A 15,153-nucleotide genomic window follows, 5' to 3' on the forward strand; every position below is an offset into this window, starting at 1 on the left:
TTTTCCAGTTATTTTAAAGATCGGTTCAATGTAACGATTTCTTGAGCAAGAGAAGCAGCTCTTAAAAAATCTTTTTGCCTTTCGGCTTCGGCTCTTTCCGTCTCTTTTTCTTTTATCATTGACCAATTTCTGTGATTCAACACTTTTTTTACATAATCTGATAACTCGGCTTCACTGAGTTCTTGATTAATCTGAAGCATTAAAATATCAGACAAGAGCTGGCTTATATGATCATCCGTCACCCTGGCCATCAGATGCTGAGGCGTAAGCTCGGCCCCCTCCTCATAAAAAGCGTAAAGATAGGCGGCTAATGCGCGGTGCTCATCAATATTAAATTGAAAGCCTACCCGGTCAATCACTTTTTTAATGACGCTCCGATCTCGAAGCATGTGGGCGAGTAACAGCCTTTCTGCATTTTCATACGCCGGACGCAGACGTTTTTGCCTTGCCTTTGTCGTCAGATGCGCACGCCGTGTTTTCGTTTCACCGCCATTGTCAACAGGTTTACTTTGCTTGCTGAAAACAGTCAGCTGCTCGGTTAAAGACTCCTGTGAAAGCGAAAACTCTGAAGCAAGCTGTTTTACATAGACTTCCTGCTCAAGCGATCCTTTAAGCGTGCTGATTTCTTTCAGTACAGCTTTAATGTAAGTCAGGCGATCACCTTCATCGGACAGGTTCTTTCCTTTTCGGAAATATTGCATTTTGAACGCCATCACGGTGACACTGGCATCGATAATGTCGTTTTTAAATTTTTCCCCGCCGAACTTTTTGATGTAATCGTCAGGGTCCAATCCGTCAGGAATCATTGCAACTCTGACTTTGCAGCCTTTACTTTGGAGAAGCTCAGAAGCTTTTAAGGTGGCTTCATATCCGGCTTTATCAGAGTCGTAGCAAAGAATGATTTCTTCGACATTTCTTCTCAGGATCTTGACATGATCATCTGTCAGAGACGTTCCCATCGTGGCTATACTCTCTTTTACACCCGAGTTTACGGCCGATATGACATCGGCAAATCCCTCAAATAAGACCGCTCTTTCCTGCTTTCTGATATGAAGGCGGGCCTTATAAAAATTGTAAAGCAGTTTACTTTTATGAAAGAGCGGTGTTTCAGGACTGTTCATATACTTAGGCTGCTGGCTGCCAAGAGCCCTACCTGAGAAAGCAACAACAGCCCCGTGATGATCATGGATCGGAAACATGACGCGGTTTCTGAAACGGTCAAAATATCCGCTCCCGTCTTCACGTCTGATCAGAAGACCCGCTCTTTCCATTTCCGCCTCACTATAGCCCCTCTTTACGAGAAACTTCGTGATGAAGTCCCAGGAATCAAGAGCATAGCCGATCTGAAATTCATCAATCAGCTCTTTCGTAAAGCCCCTTGAAAGCAGATAATCCAGTGCCTCTTGACCTTCTTTTGTATTTATTAACAAATGATGGTAAAATTTCTTCAAGAGTTCATGAACCTCTGCCATTTTTTGTTCTCCAGAAGATTCTGGCCGGGCTCCCGAATGAACTGTTATATCATCTGGAAAATCAATTTGGTATTTGTCAGCAAGGTGAGAAACCGCCTCAGCAAAAGAATAACCTTCCATCTGCCTTAAAAAAGAGAAAACATTGCCGCCCGCTCCGCAGCCAAAGCAATGAAAAATCTGTTTGTCGGGCGATACGGAAAACGAAGGTGTGCTTTCTCCATGAAAAGGACAGAGTCCAAAGTAGTTTCGGCCTTGCTTCTTTAATTGAACATAATCACCTATGACTTCAACGATATCTGCCGACTTTTGCACCTGATCCACAATTTCATCTGGTATCCGATTTCCCATCTTATAACACTCCGTCGTACATTATTCGATGCTTTAGTGCAAAATCCCTTCATCGTTCGACAGGATTTTTTGCAGCAGTGTAATAAATCGTTCTCGATCTTCTTTATTTAATTTTTTAGGCCCTTTGGCGTATATGCCTTTTTTTCTTTGTTTACCGGAAAAATGGCGGCTCTCAAGAGCAAAATCAATCGTATCTTCTTTGTAAAGACGCCCTCTTTCCGACATAACTGAGACATTTCTGTTCAGTAGCAGGGATGCTAATCCGATGTCCTGCGTCACAACAATATCTCCCGTTTTTACGTGATTTGCGATATATAAATCAGCAGCTTCTTTATGAGGATCAACATATTTCCATATTTCTTCCTTGCTTCTGGAAAGCTGATAATGTTCAAATGAAGCGACAAAAAGAACTTGAACGTCATAATCGGATGCTGTTTGTAAAATTTCATCTTTTACCGGACAAGCGTCAGCATCGACAAAAATCGTCTTTTCTTGTTCATTAAGAAGAGTAATTCTCCATCCCTCCATTAAACTCCTGCATAAAAGCAAGCAAAATCGCACATCCTTTAGATCATTGCGGATGTATATGAATTTGTCGAAAAATTTCCGGGAGAAATTCTTGACATCTTACCCATAATAGTTTATTCGTATCACACGAACCTTAAACCTAAAATTAATCATTTTATCACAATTTTTTATTATAATACAAACTTCCCAAAGATGCTATTGTTTTTCATTATTCCCTTTTGGCATAGCCAAAAACCCAGGATAGAGCGTCCTGAGTTACATGTTTTTTGTTTTGAGATGATGAATAATATTCGCTGTTTCTTCAACCGCTTTATTTGAAACATCCACAACCTGGCATCCGATCCGGTCCACAATCTTTTCGAAATATTCCAGTTCCTCTTTGATTCTGTTGATATTTGCATAGATCGCTTTGTCATTAAGTCCGAGTGATTTTAACCGTTCTTTTCTGATATGATTCAGTTTATCCGGGCTGATCTTTAAACCGATGCATTTTTTCGGATCGACGTTAAAGAGTTCTTCCGGCGGGTCAACCTCAGGAACAATCGGAACATTGGCAACCTTCAGGCGCTTGTGGGCGAGATATTGAGACAGCGGTGTTTTAGACGTTCTCGATACGCCGATCAAAATGATATCTGCTTTTAAAATCCCTCTTGGATCCCGTCCATCATCGTATTTAACTGCAAACTCGATGGCCTCCACTTTTTTGAAATAGTCTTCATCAAGCTGGCGCACCCGCCCTGGTTCGTATTTCGCTGTTAAACCGTAGGCCGTTTCCATTTTATCAATTAACGGGCCGATAATATCATAATATAAAACATCTGCTTTTTCCGCTTCTGCAATCAAATATTCTCTTATTTCCGGCACCACGAGTGTAAAACAGATAATGCCGCCGTCTGCCGTGGCGAGTGAAATCACTTCATTGATCGTGCCTATATCTTCAACATAAGGAATTCTTCTGACATGTGTATCGTCCGCTGACCCGTTAAATTGGCTGAGTGCTGCTTTTACTACCAATTCAGCCGTTTCACCGACAGAATCTGATACGACATAGATGATGCGGTTATTCATATTATCCCCCCGTTAGTTTGCGATGTTATAGGATTTCATTTTCTGATAAACTGACAAGTATTTTTGTCATATTCGTTTTTGTCACTCTGCCGATCACTTCAAAGCCTTTATCGGTATCTTTGATAACAGGCAGTGCATCAATTTGTTTTTCTATCAAGTGCTTTGCAATGTCCATCACATAATCCTCGCGTCTGCAAACCGTAATGTTCGGCATCCTTGTCATGATGATATGAACAGGGACAGATGTAAGCTCCTGCTGGCCAATGCTCGCTCTCAGCAAGTCTTTTCGTGAAAGCACACCGACTAAAACAGCATCGCGGTCCACCACAAACAGAGTACCTACATCTTCTAAAAACATGGTGCAAATCGCATCGTACACAGAAACGTTTTCGTGAATCACAACGGGGATAGATTGAAAGTCTTTCACCTGAAGCTTTTTGAGTTTATCTGCCAAAAGCTGGGTGCCGGTTTTCCCTGTGTAGAAATAACCGACTCTCGGGCGCGCCTCGAGGAATCCTGACATGGTGAGTATGGCTAAATCCGGACGCAATGTTGCCCTGGTTAGGTTCAGCTTTTCTGCAATATGCTCCCCTGTAATCGGCCCGTTTTCTTTTACAATCTGCAAAATATGTTCTTGCCGTTTATTTAGTTCGATCGTACTCACCACCTTTTCACTTCATATCTATGTAAAGAAATAATAATCCATATTATATCGTAAATATCTTGTAATCAAACAAAAAAACTTATAAATGGGGAAAAGACGATTACCGATCACACAGCAACCGCCTTTTCTATCTTTATTTTACAATAAGGGCATTCATATTCGCAAAGGACTTGATCTCATCCGCCAAGCTTATCATTTGCGCTAAACGGTTTGCCTTTAATGTCTCGTTATGTGCTATAACCATTGTATGGTCGAAGTAAGCATCGATTGGTTCTTTTAAGGCTGCAAGTGAAGCAAGCGCCGCCTCGTAATCTTTTTTGCTGAAGTTTTCCTGCAGGTTTTGCTTCGCTGTTTGGTAGGCATCAAACAGGTTTGCTTCGTATTCATTTTCAAACAGATCAGGCTGAATGTCTCCGCGGACTCCTTTTTTGCTGATAGAGATGACTCGGCCTAATGCTTCCGCTGTTTCCTTAAAGCCTGGTGCACCAAGCTTTTGTTCCAGCACTTGTGCTTTATGCAGCGCTGAGTACGGCTCAAGCTTAGAGCTTTCCAGCACGGCGTCGATGACATCGTGTCTGATTTGTTCAGCATTCAAGACATATTTCAGACGCTGAGTGAAGAAATCCAGCAGTTCATTTTCTTTTTCCGTTTGTACGAAAGTAAGCAGCTCTTCAAACGAAATTCCCCAGTTGCGGTCAAGAAGAATCGCAACAATACCGCTCGCTTGGCGGCGCAGACCGTAAGGATCCTGTGAACCAGTCGGAATTACGCCGATAGAGAAGAATGAAGCGATTGTATCCAGCTTATCCGCCATTGCTACAACAGCTCCGGTGAAAGTAGAAGGCGTTTCTCCGCCTGCTGATCTAGGCATATAGTGTTCGTTTACTGCCGCAGCCACAGCTTCATCTTCTCCAAGCATTTTCGCATACTTTTCACCCATAATTCCTTGAAGCTCAGGGAATTCGTATATCATATGTGTGACAAGATCGAATTTAGAAATTTCAGCAGCCCGCTTCACATGTTTTAATGTATCTTCATCAGCCTGAAGACGGACGGCAAGCTTCTCTGCGATTGCAGTGACTCTTCTGACCTTATCAGCAAGAGAACCAAGCTCTTCATGGAAAACAATGTTCTCAAGCTTCTTCACATTTGCATCAATGTTTAATTTCTGATCTTCCTTGTAGAAGAATGAAGCATCAGATAAACGCGCGCGCAGCACTTTTTCATTGCCACGGGCTACATTTTCGATCGCGTGGCTGTTTCCATTTCGGACTGTGATAAAGTGAGGCAGCAAATCACCGTTTTTGTCTTTGACAGGGAAGTAGCGCTGATGCTCTTTCATTGTCGTGACAAGCACTTCCTCAGGAATTGTCAGAAACTCAGATTCAAATGAACCGTAAAGAGCTGTCGGGTATTCTACTAAATGATTCACTTCATCAAGAAGGTCTTCGTCTACTGGAATGTTCCAATTGTTTTCTGCGGCCATCGCTTCCAGCTGAGATTGAATCATATGTTTCCGGATGTTAGGGTCAGCGATGACATGCTGTTCTTTCAGCTGCTCTTCATAGGAAGAAGGTGATTCAATTGACACTTCATGTCCGAGGAAACGGTGTCCCTGTGTTGTCCGGCCAGACTCAACGTTTGTGATCGAAAATGGAATGACATCCTGTCCAAATAAAGCGGCAATCCATTTGATTGGCCGGATATAACGCAAATCTTCATTTCCCCAACGCATGTTTTTCGGGAAGTGCAAGCTCGTAACCAAACCGCTCAGTTCCGGCAGAAGCGACTTCGTTTCTTGTCCGGCTTGGAATTTTTGCACAAATACATACTCTGTGCCTTTTACTTCTTTGATGTACAGATCTTTCACGTCTGCGCCTTGGCCTTTTGAAAAGCCGATTGCCGCTTTTGTCCAGTTCCCGTCTGCATCAAGAGCAATTTTTTTCGCTGGCCCTTTTGCTTCTTCTTTTATATCATCCTGCTTTTCTGCTACATCCTTTACGAATACAGCTAGACGTCTAGGTGTATTGAAGAGCTTCACTTCACCGTGAGTGATATTTTTTTCTTTTAGCCAGCCTGTCAGCTTCTCTCCGAGCTGAACCATGCTGTCATTTAAAAAGCGCGCCGGCATTTCCTCTAATCCAATCTCTAAAAATAAATCCTGTTTACTCATGAGAAGCACCCTCCCCTTTAAGCATTGGGAACCCTAGTTTTTCTCGTTCCTCATAATAGGTTTTTGCTACTTTTCTCGCTAAATTCCGCACTCTTGCGATATAGCCTGTCCGCTCGGTAACTGAGATCGCACCTTTGGCGTCAAGCAGGTTGAAGGTGTGCGAGCATTTTAGCACATAGTCATATGCTGGATGAACAAGCCCGTTATCCATTTGTTTGATCGCTTCTTTTTCATACGTGCTGAACAATTGGAACAGCATATCGACGTCTGACGTTTCAAACGTATAAACGGAATGCTCGTATTCCGCCATCATGAATAAATCTTTTACTGTGAACCCTGACGTCCATTCCAAGTCGAACACATTCTCTTTATCCTGGATATAAGACGCGAGACGCTCAATTCCGTACGTAATCTCTACAGAAACTGGTTTACACTCTAGTCCTCCGACCTGCTGGAAATACGTAAATTGTGTAATTTCCATTCCGTCAAGCCATACTTCCCAGCCAAGACCCGCGCAGCCTAAAGACGGGTTCTCCCAGTTGTCTTCAACAAAGCGAATATCATGCTCAAGCGGATCAATTCCAAGAGCGCGCAAGGAATCTAAATACAGCTCTTGAATGTTATCAGGAGACGGTTTAATAATGACCTGAAACTGATGATGCTGATACAGTCTGTTCGGGTTCTCCCCGTAGCGGCCGTCGGCAGGCCGTCTGGAAGGCTCTACATAAGCCACTTTCCACGGCTCAGGGCCGATACTGCGCAAAAATGTATACGGGCTCATCGTGCCGGCCCCTTTTTCTACATCGTAAGCCTGCATAAGCACACAGCCCTGACTGGACCAATGCTGCTGCAAGGTTAGAATCATGTCTTGAATATTCATTTCAAGCACCTCCACTTTACTTTTCCTTTATCAGATGACTGCGGCGGCAACCAAAAAACTCCCGTCTCTATGCTTGCCAGCCGCAAACATAGGGACGAGAGTTCTCCCGCGGTTCCACCCTAGTTGCTGAGATCAAAATCCCAGCCTCTTTTTTTGAAATTGCTCAAGAATGCCTTTCGTTGCGTGCTCATCCCTTAGCTTACACCGCCCTAAGGTCGCTTTTATGAGGTAAACGCAAGTACTTCTTTCTCTCACTGCAACATATTTTATAATAAATGATCATATAAAAAGATGGACCAGATGTCAACTTTTGTTTTCACCCATAAGATGTTTCATGCTCTCCATTTGATCTAAAAAGCGCTTTGATTTTAAATATAACCCTGAGTATTCTTCATAATATAAATCAATCACTTGCTTCAATTCAGCTTTTGTTTCCTGTTTTAAGGAGACATTGCCCAGCCTTGATAGATCGAAGTAATAAAACAGTCTCAACAGCCTTGCCGTTTGCGGTTTAATCGGAACCCTGTAAGGATCTTTTTCAAAACAGCGGTGGCAAATAAAACCGTTATCACGGATAGAAAAATGAAAGCTCCCATCCTGGCTTTTACAATGCACACAGTGATTGAGCTCGGGATACAGCCCCATGACACCGAGCATTTTCATTTGAACGATAAAGATGATAACATCCGGGTCTGTTCCTTCGTTCAGCTGTTTAAGCGATTCTAAAATAAATTCAAACAAATAAGGGTTTGGCTTTTTTTCTTCAGTGCCTCTGTCGACTAACTCGGTAATATATGCAGCATATGCTGTTAAAAACAAATCTTCCCTGATGCCTCTCATGCTGAGGATCATTTCACCCTGCTGAAGTGTTCCGAGGCCGGTTGTTTTTTGCATTAAGAATGAACCATACAAAAAGGGCTGGCTGACTGCTGATAAACGGCTGTTCGTTTTTTTGGCGCCTCTTGCCATAACACCTACTTTTCCGTGTTCTCTTGTCAGTAAAGTAACGATTTTATTCGTCTCTCCGTAATCATTTGTGCGAAGAACGATTCCTTCACATTTTGTCAGCATTTCCGCACCTTCCTAAAGCAGGAGCGGCCAAGAGGTTTATAAAATTGGATAATCAAATCGGGCTAGCTCATCTTCTAGTTCTTCGGGTCTTTCTATGTTCTCTTTTTCCAGTTCTTTAAAAAGAAGATACGTATCAACATTTCCTGTTTGAGAAAATACGTTCCAGGTAAAATTCAACACAAGAAACCCACCTTTCTGTAGTTAAACTAGCTTACCTAAACTCCAAATTCTTACCTTTATCTTGACCTGATGTCCTCCATTTCATGTTAAACAAAATTTGTTAATGTATCCCTGATCCTGTGAGATAATGACACAGCTAGAGATTAATATTCATCCTCTTTAAAGCCAAAATCGCGCAGCTGGGACATTTTATTACGCCAGTCTTTCTGCACTTTGACCCATAATTCAAGGTAGACACGGGAGCCTAACAATGCTTCAATATCCGCTCTCGCTCTTTTTCCGACCTCTTTCAGCAGGCTTCCTTTTTTCCCGATCACAATGCCTTTCTGGGAATCCCGTTCGACCACAATCGTCGCCGCTACGTGTACAGAACCATTGTCCTGCCCTTTGATTGATTCGATGGCCACCGCAATGCTGTGCGGGATCTCTTCTCTTGTCAAATGCAGCACTTTTTCCCTGATGAGTTCGGAAATGATAAAGCGCTCCGGGTGGTCGGTTACCTGGTCACTCGGATAGAATTGCGGTCCTTCCGGCAAATACGCTTCAATCTGAGTGAGCAATGTTTCGATATTATTTCCTTCTAGAGCAGAAATCGGAACAACTTCCTTAAAAGGATAACGTCCGCGGTATTCGTCAATTAACAGTAGCAACTGATCGGGATGAATTTTGTCAATTTTGTTTACGATTAAAAATACAGGCGTGGACATATTCTGCAATTTCTCAATGATGAATTCGTCGCCCTTCCCGTAGCCTTCCTCGGCGTTGATCATAAACAAGACCAAATCGACTTCTTTTAATGTATTTTGCGCCACTTTCATCATAAAGTCCCCAAGCTTATGCTTAGGCTTATGAATCCCTGGTGTGTCAATAAAGATGGTTTGTGATGTACCTGTCGTCAGAACTCCTTGCACCTTGTTTCTCGTCGTTTGGGGCTTATCGCTCATGATAGCGATTTTTTGTCCAATGACTCTGTTCAAAAATGTAGACTTTCCAACGTTTGGTCTTCCAATAATAGATACAAATCCTGATTTAAAGCTTTCGTTCGTCATGTAAATCCTCCGATGAAAATGCGCCTGGCAATAATTCTTCCACAGTCATTTCTTTTATTTGTCCTTGTAAATTAGTCATCACGACAATAACGTCCTTTGTGCAAAGCTCAGAAATCACCTGGCGGCATGCTCCGCACGGAGATACCGGACCAGGGGTGTCAGCCGCAACGGCCAGCATCTGAAACTCTGTATCCCCTTCAGAAACAGCTTTAAATAAAGCGGTACGCTCAGCGCAATTGCACATGCTGTATGCCGCGTTCTCGATGTTGCAGCCTCTGTACACTTTTCCATCTTTGGTAAGAAGAGCGGCTCCGACTTGAAACTTGGAATACGGCACATACGCCATATCACGTGCTTTTAATGCTTCTGTTATCAATTCCTGTCTGTTCATGTGTACATGTTCCTCTCTTACCTATAAAATGGTACCGCTATCACTTTATATTTTACATAATCGCGCGCATTTTTTCACGCCCATTTCTAAAAATGTAAAATAAATGTAAGAATTTTCAATCTTACAGCTTTGGCAAAAAAATAAGTAAACCAATGATACACGAAATGACGGCAAAAACGCAAACAGCCCCTGCGGCAGCGTCCTTAGCCGCTTTAGCAAGTGGATGATGTTTGTCTGTTATTAAATCAACCGTATGTTCAATGGCTGTATTTAAAAGCTCTAGCGAAAGCATTCCGCCGATCAAAAGGAAAATAATCGCCCACTCAATCAGACTGAGCCCCACGAGGAAGCCGCAAATGAGAACAGCACACACGGCTGCAGCATGAAACTGGAAATTACGTTCCGTCCGCGCTGTTTCCCGGATGCCTCGGCCTGCATGCACGAAGCTTTTGAAGAATCGCTGCAGCTCATTTCTATGATCTCTTGAGTCCATAGGCGTCCAGCAAATCCTTTTGCTTAGTAAACATCTCCTCTTCTTCCTCTTTCGTCATATGGTCATATCCTAAAAGATGCAGAAATCCATGCACGGCAAGAAATCCGAGCTCTCGCTTAAAAGAATGGTTATATTCTTCGGCCTGCTCCCTTGTGCGGTCCGCGCTGATGATAATATCACCTAAAACCGGGGGCATTTCCGCGCCCAAAATTTCGACCTCGCCCTCGCCCTCCTCTTCAAGAGCGAATGAGATGACATCTGTCGGGGCATCCTTTCCGCGGTACTCTTTATTAATCTGCTGTATGTCTTCATTGGTAACGATCGTGACAGAAACTTCAGCCTGATCCTGAACGCCTTCACGCTCAGCGGCAAATTGAAGCAGATGCTCTACTTCTTTGAGCATCTCTTCTGAGACACTCCCCGTTTCATCAACAATATCAATCAGTAAACTCATTTATTTCACCTTCTTAGTAGCCTCCGGATATTCGATCCGGGAGTGGAAAATTCCTTTTAATGTTGCACAGAGTGTTTTGGCGATTGTATCCAGCTCTTTAAATGTCAAATCGCATTCGCTGAACTGTCCGTCCTGCAGCTTATCGGATATGATACCCCGGACAAGCTTTTCAATTCGTTCTGGATTTGGATTATGCATGGATCTGACGGCCGCTTCAACACTATCAGCAACAGATATAATCGCAGCTTCCTTTGACTGCGGCTTCGGTCCCGGATAACGGAACTCTTCTTCTGTAATCTGGTCGCCTTTTTCCTTCGCTTTATAATAAAAGAACTTTAACAGCGAGGTTCCATGATGCTGCTCAGCAATGTCGACAAGCTCTTGCGGAAATTTATAGCTTCTCAGCATGTTCGCACCGTCAGTGGTATGCGAGATGATAATATTTTTACTCAGCTGAGGAGACAGCTTGTCATGCGGATTGTCAATATTCATTTGATTTTCAATAAAATATTGCGGGCGCTTTGTTTTTCCGAGATCGTGATAATACGCGCCAACTCTAGCAAGCAAACCATTAGCCCCCACCGCCTCACAGGCTGCCTCTGACAAATTGGCGACCATTACACTGTGATGATATGTACCTGGTGTTTCTGTTAATATTTTGCGCAGCAGCGGATGGTTAGGATTAGACAGCTCGAGCAGCCTCATAGTGGATAAAATGCCAAAGCCTGTCTCAAAAAACGGCATCAGGCCGATGATTAATACAGACGAAGCAAACCCCGAGACAACCCCCATCAGCATTAACGTGCCGATTTCAAGACCCGACAGCGCAGTGTTTTGAATCAATAATAAGGAAAGAACGACAATCATATTAATAAACGCCACGAAAAGCCCGGTCTGCAAAATCTTTGATCTGGCATTGTGTTTTCCTAAAAATAAAACACCTGAAATCCCGCTGATCAAATAATAAATTCCTATGACATAATTGAAAGTTCCCGTCACACCCTGATTAAACATCATACTCCCGCAAATCGCAAGAATGATACTTCCCAAAATGGCAATGCGTTCATTCATCAGCAGCTTGATTAAGATCGCGCCGGCCGCAATAGGAACAAGATAGCCGATATTATTATATTCCATCTTCTGAAATAAACTGACAACCTCCATGATAACAAGCAAAAGCGTTGTGATAATGGAAAACAGCAGGATAGATTGTTTTTTAAACTTCAGGTTTTGTTTTTGTTTTTCAAAGTAGTATACAAGCGTTGCGATGAAAAGTCCGATCATAATTAATAGGCCGCTGATCGGTTTAAAGAGATTTGAGTTATTTAATAACCCGGTCAGCTCGAGTTTCCTGTACACTTCCCGGTCAATGAGGTCATTTTCTTCCACAAGCACCTGGCCCTGTTTGATCTGAACCTGCTGGACATTGTCTGACGCTTCCTGCCTTTTTGCCTCTGTCGCTTTCGGATTGAAGACGTAATTCGGAATAATAGCAAAACGCCCGATTTCTGTCGCAGCTGCCAAGTATTTAGACGGGATCGAATTGCTCTTTAGCTCTTTTTCTACACGATCCTTTGCATCAGATAGTTTATCCGACGAAATTTCACTGCTCATGACTGTATTCACTGCCGTAATGACTGTATCTCTGACAAAAGAAAAGTCTTCACTGTCCGCTTTCAGCAATGTTTTGATGGTATCCTCTGATATGGAATCATTCACATCTGACGTTAGTTTGTTCTTAACAGACTTCACCATTGATTTTTCCGATGGTGATTTGCTGTCTTCTTCTCCTGATTTTTTCACTTCGCTGATACTGTCGAATATAGATGACACAAGGTCAATCCGATTATCTGTGTATTCTTTTTTCAATGTATATTGATCTTCGACCGCGTCCTCAGCGGCTTGTTTTTTTTCTTCTGTGGCTTTTTGATCTTCGACGGTTGCCGGAGCATAAATGGTCTTGTCGCTGACTGAAAACAGGTCTAAATCAAGTGTTTCCGGCTTAACATGTACAAAGAGCAAAGCAAACATAATGGCAGCCAGCAGAAGATACAGCAGTACATGCATGGAGCGGGCATTTTTAAAGCGGCTCCATTTTTTTGAGCTGCTTTTGGTCTTCCCCTTCTTTTTCAACACAAGAACCTCCTCTTGAAACATCAAGCCCATAAGCAATCATAAAAATGACCCGATAACGCGCGATCGGGTCATTCAGCATTAATTTTGCTTATCGTATGCTTCAATAATTTTCGCAACAAGCGGATGTCTGACCACGTCTGTCTGGTCTAGCTCAATCATAGAAATGCCGTCTATTCCTTTCAGCATCTCCTTCGCTACTGCAAGTCCCGATTTGACGCCTTTCGGCAGATCAATTTGGCTAACGTCACCTGTAATGATCATTTTAGAGCCAAAACCCAGTCTCGTCAAAAACATTTTCATTTGAGCAGGTGTAGTATTCTGTGCTTCATCAAGTATAACATAAGCATCATCAAGCGTCCGTCCCCTCATATATGCAAGCGGAGCAATTTCAATGACGCCTCTTTCCATCAGACGTTCTGTATGATCTGCCCCAAGTACATCATGAAGAGAATCATACAGCGGGCGCAAATAAGGATCTACTTTCTCTTTGAGGTCACCTGGCAGAAAACCAAGGCTTTCACCAGCTTCCACGGCAGGTCTTGTTAAAATGATTTTTTTGATATGTCCGTTTTTTAAAGCATGGACTGCTTTTACGACAGCCAGGTATGTTTTCCCGGTCCCCGCCGGGCCGATGCCGAATACAAGGTCATTCCGCTTCATGGCAGCCACGTATTCCCGCTGTCCCATCGTTTTTACACGGATTGGTTTGCCTTTTGCGTTTTTAGTAATTTCTTCTTCATACATGCTTTCAAAGTAATCAAGTTCATTCTTTTTTGCCATTTTGACGGCGTAAATCACATCACGTTCAGAGATCTCTATCCCCTTGCGAATTAAAGCGAGGAGCGATCCCAGCAGGCTATCTGCAACCTGAAACGAATCTTCATCGCCTGAAACGTAGATCGTTTCACCGCGCGTAATGATATTCACATTCAGATCTTTCTCCATCAATTTCAAAAAAGAATCTTGGTTCCCGAACAGTGCAAGCGCCTCGTCCGGGCTTTTCAGTTTTTGATTCATCGCAAGTAAATGTTCTGTCATTCTTCAGTCTCCCTGACAATAGGTGTGGTTTGAACGATATCTTCTATAACTTGGTAAAGAATAATCAACTTTACTTTACCATTCTCGACAGTATGGTGCAAAACTTTTTCACTTTTCACCTCGCCGTTTTCGCCTATTTTATTCTCTACATCCTGTTTACCCATTTTAATGCCTTCTTGAACTGCTTCTTCTTTCGTATATTTTCGCAAAGCCTCTTCACTTTCTCTCGTTTGCTCTTTGATATAGGATACAGGGAGCTTAAATCCGAGAAAATTAAGCGAATGCTTTTCTTGTTCTGTTTTTGGGTGCTTCAATTTCTCTTTTTTAAACGTTATGCCCCAGATCGGGATGGCCAAAGAGCCAAAAGAAAGCTTGTGCTTTGTCCTTACTTTGCCCGTGTAAACGTTAAATAATGTTTCAAGCGGAACCGTCACTTCAGATTTGTACCAGGTTTCTCCGTAAATTTCTGCTTTTGAGGCGACTTCCTGCTGATGCTCTTCACTGCCGATCAGTCCTGAAACAAGCAGCTGCCCCTTTTCTACATGATCGTGTATTGCGGCCATTGGCTGTCCTTTTTGCACAAACATTCTTGTAATGGTTGCTTTCTTTTTGGCGACAATATCGCGCGGGCTTACATACTTTTCTTTTTCAGGCTCATTTTTCTCCACGACTTTCATATGAATGGTCGTCCCCTTTAAATCAACACCGACCCAGGTGATATTGTCTATTCCGTTGGTTAACGATTTTTGTATTTTTTCTGGAGACATCATTAAAAACTGCAGACGACCCTTTTTAACGCCGATTTCATTCAGATGCTGCATCATTTGATGTTCCGTTTCAGGCTTAGCGCCTGTCACATCAATTTTCCACACCATATTGGAAAGCAAAAACAAAAGGATGAAAAACATTGCAAAACCGATCGTAAACCCTATATTCAGCTTTGATTTCAGCAATAAGAAAGGAAATCCCTTCCGATTAATAAATCGGGCTTTACATTTAAATTTTCTTCTCACCCGCCGAAAGGCATGTACATCCTGAAGCTGTATATATAACGATACGGCTTCTTTCTTTTTTTTGACATGAAAGACTGGAATCCCCTGTCTAGTGCATTCATTCAGGAGCCGTTCAATCCCTCTTCCCGTCAATTCAAGCTGGACCTTACCCGAAAAAAAAGACAGCCATTTATTTTTCACAACATTTCCCCCCCG

The 15,153-nt window shown here is 42.7% G+C and carries 15 protein-coding genes; all 15 read right to left on the minus strand.

The features are described from left to right. Positions 1 to 8: 8 nt before the first annotated feature. The 15 genes from dnaG to yqfD all read right to left on the minus strand — a co-directional run bounded on the left by dnaG (position 9) and on the right by yqfD (position 15,138). Positions 9 to 1,820, minus strand: coding sequence for a DNA primase (gene dnaG / locus ABZM97_RS12915; RefSeq protein ID WP_253268420.1), 1,812 nt, complete (start codon positions 1,818 to 1,820; stop codon positions 9 to 11). A 33-nt stretch (positions 1,821 to 1,853) separates the two neighbouring features. Then, the gene (locus tag ABZM97_RS12920; RefSeq protein WP_087990748.1) at positions 1,854 to 2,348 is read right to left on the minus strand and encodes a YaiI/YqxD family protein; all 495 of its coding nucleotides are present in this window, start codon (positions 2,346 to 2,348) and stop codon (positions 1,854 to 1,856) included. A gap of 255 nt (positions 2,349 to 2,603) precedes the next feature. Further along, positions 2,604 to 3,416, minus strand: coding sequence for a pyruvate, water dikinase regulatory protein (locus ABZM97_RS12925; RefSeq protein ID WP_367386874.1), 813 nt, complete (start codon positions 3,414 to 3,416; stop codon positions 2,604 to 2,606). Positions 3,417 to 3,441: 25 nt separating this feature from the next. Then, complete coding sequence (gene ccpN / locus ABZM97_RS12930) at positions 3,442 to 4,080, minus strand: transcriptional regulator CcpN (protein ID WP_003237058.1); 639 nt, start codon at positions 4,078 to 4,080, stop codon at positions 3,442 to 3,444. A 133-nt stretch (positions 4,081 to 4,213) separates the two neighbouring features. Next, positions 4,214 to 6,253, minus strand: coding sequence for a glycine--tRNA ligase subunit beta (glyS, locus tag ABZM97_RS12935; RefSeq protein WP_333516575.1), 2,040 nt, complete (start codon positions 6,251 to 6,253; stop codon positions 4,214 to 4,216). Beyond that, positions 6,246 to 7,133, minus strand: coding sequence for a glycine--tRNA ligase subunit alpha (gene glyQ, locus ABZM97_RS12940; RefSeq protein ID WP_087990751.1), 888 nt, complete (start codon positions 7,131 to 7,133; stop codon positions 6,246 to 6,248). Before glyQ ends, glyS begins: the two co-directional genes overlap by 8 nt. 303 nt (positions 7,134 to 7,436) lie before the next feature. After that, entirely contained in the window at positions 7,437 to 8,204 is a 768-nt protein-coding gene (recO, locus tag ABZM97_RS12945) for a DNA repair protein RecO (protein WP_087990752.1), read from the minus strand. A 36-nt stretch (positions 8,205 to 8,240) separates the two neighbouring features. Then, positions 8,241 to 8,384, minus strand: a complete 144-nt coding sequence (locus ABZM97_RS12950) for a YqzL family protein (RefSeq protein WP_087990753.1) — start codon at positions 8,382 to 8,384, stop codon at positions 8,241 to 8,243. 143 nt (positions 8,385 to 8,527) lie between these two features. Continuing rightward, complete coding sequence (gene era, locus ABZM97_RS12955; RefSeq protein ID WP_087990754.1) at positions 8,528 to 9,433, minus strand: GTPase Era; 906 nt, start codon at positions 9,431 to 9,433, stop codon at positions 8,528 to 8,530. Next, positions 9,414 to 9,824, minus strand: a complete 411-nt coding sequence (locus ABZM97_RS12960) for a cytidine deaminase (RefSeq protein ID WP_010330699.1) — start codon at positions 9,822 to 9,824, stop codon at positions 9,414 to 9,416. Before ABZM97_RS12960 ends, era begins: the two co-directional genes overlap by 20 nt. Before the next feature lie 121 nt (positions 9,825 to 9,945). Next, positions 9,946 to 10,317 (minus strand): diacylglycerol kinase family protein, encoded by a 372-nt coding sequence (locus tag ABZM97_RS12965; RefSeq protein WP_087990755.1) that lies wholly within the window; start codon positions 10,315 to 10,317, stop codon positions 9,946 to 9,948. Next, positions 10,298 to 10,771 (minus strand): rRNA maturation RNase YbeY, encoded by a 474-nt coding sequence (ybeY, locus tag ABZM97_RS12970; protein ID WP_087990756.1) that lies wholly within the window; start codon positions 10,769 to 10,771, stop codon positions 10,298 to 10,300. Before ybeY ends, ABZM97_RS12965 begins: the two co-directional genes overlap by 20 nt. Next, positions 10,772 to 12,907 carry a cyclic-di-AMP phosphodiesterase PgpH gene (gene pgpH, locus ABZM97_RS12975; protein WP_087990757.1) on the minus strand — a complete coding sequence of 712 codons (2,136 nt, stop codon included), beginning with the start codon at positions 12,905 to 12,907 and terminating at the stop codon, positions 10,772 to 10,774. 78 nt (positions 12,908 to 12,985) lie between these two features. Further along, positions 12,986 to 13,945, minus strand: a complete 960-nt coding sequence (locus ABZM97_RS12980; protein WP_087990758.1) for a PhoH family protein — start codon at positions 13,943 to 13,945, stop codon at positions 12,986 to 12,988. Beyond that, positions 13,942 to 15,138: a sporulation protein YqfD gene (gene yqfD / locus ABZM97_RS12985; RefSeq protein ID WP_087990759.1), complete on the minus strand. Its 1,197-nt coding sequence runs from the start codon at positions 15,136 to 15,138 to the stop codon at positions 13,942 to 13,944. Before yqfD ends, ABZM97_RS12980 begins: the two co-directional genes overlap by 4 nt. Positions 15,139 to 15,153 lie beyond the last annotated feature (15 nt).

The organism is Bacillus vallismortis, assembly GCF_040784915.1.
Taxonomy (GTDB): Bacteria; Bacillota; Bacilli; order Bacillales; family Bacillaceae; genus Bacillus; species Bacillus subtilis_G.

Excerpts from the sequence above, each read along its gene's own strand:
- dnaG (WP_253268420.1), bottom strand. The coding sequence starts at position 1,820 with ATGGGAAATCGGATACCAGATGAAATTGTGGATCAGGTGCAAAAGTCG.
- recO (WP_087990752.1), bottom strand. The coding sequence starts at position 8,204 with ATGCTGACAAAATGTGAAGGAATCGTTCTTCGCACAAATGATTACGGA.
- ABZM97_RS12920 (WP_087990748.1), bottom strand. The coding sequence starts at position 2,348 with ATGGAGGGATGGAGAATTACTCTTCTTAATGAACAAGAAAAGACGATT.
- ABZM97_RS12965 (WP_087990755.1), bottom strand. The coding sequence starts at position 10,317 with ATGGACTCAAGAGATCATAGAAATGAGCTGCAGCGATTCTTCAAAAGC.
- ybeY (WP_087990756.1), bottom strand. The coding sequence starts at position 10,771 with ATGAGTTTACTGATTGATATTGTTGATGAAACGGGGAGTGTCTCAGAA.
- ABZM97_RS12960 (WP_010330699.1), bottom strand. The coding sequence starts at position 9,824 with ATGAACAGACAGGAATTGATAACAGAAGCATTAAAAGCACGTGATATG.
- era (WP_087990754.1), bottom strand. The coding sequence starts at position 9,433 with ATGACGAACGAAAGCTTTAAATCAGGATTTGTATCTATTATTGGAAGA.
- ABZM97_RS12925 (WP_367386874.1), bottom strand. The coding sequence starts at position 3,416 with ATGAATAACCGCATCATCTATGTCGTATCAGATTCTGTCGGTGAAACG.
- ABZM97_RS12980 (WP_087990758.1), bottom strand. The coding sequence starts at position 13,945 with ATGACAGAACATTTACTTGCGATGAATCAAAAACTGAAAAGCCCGGAC.
- glyS (WP_333516575.1), bottom strand. The coding sequence starts at position 6,253 with ATGAGTAAACAGGATTTATTTTTAGAGATTGGATTAGAGGAAATGCCG.
- glyQ (WP_087990751.1), bottom strand. The coding sequence starts at position 7,133 with ATGAATATTCAAGACATGATTCTAACCTTGCAGCAGCATTGGTCCAGT.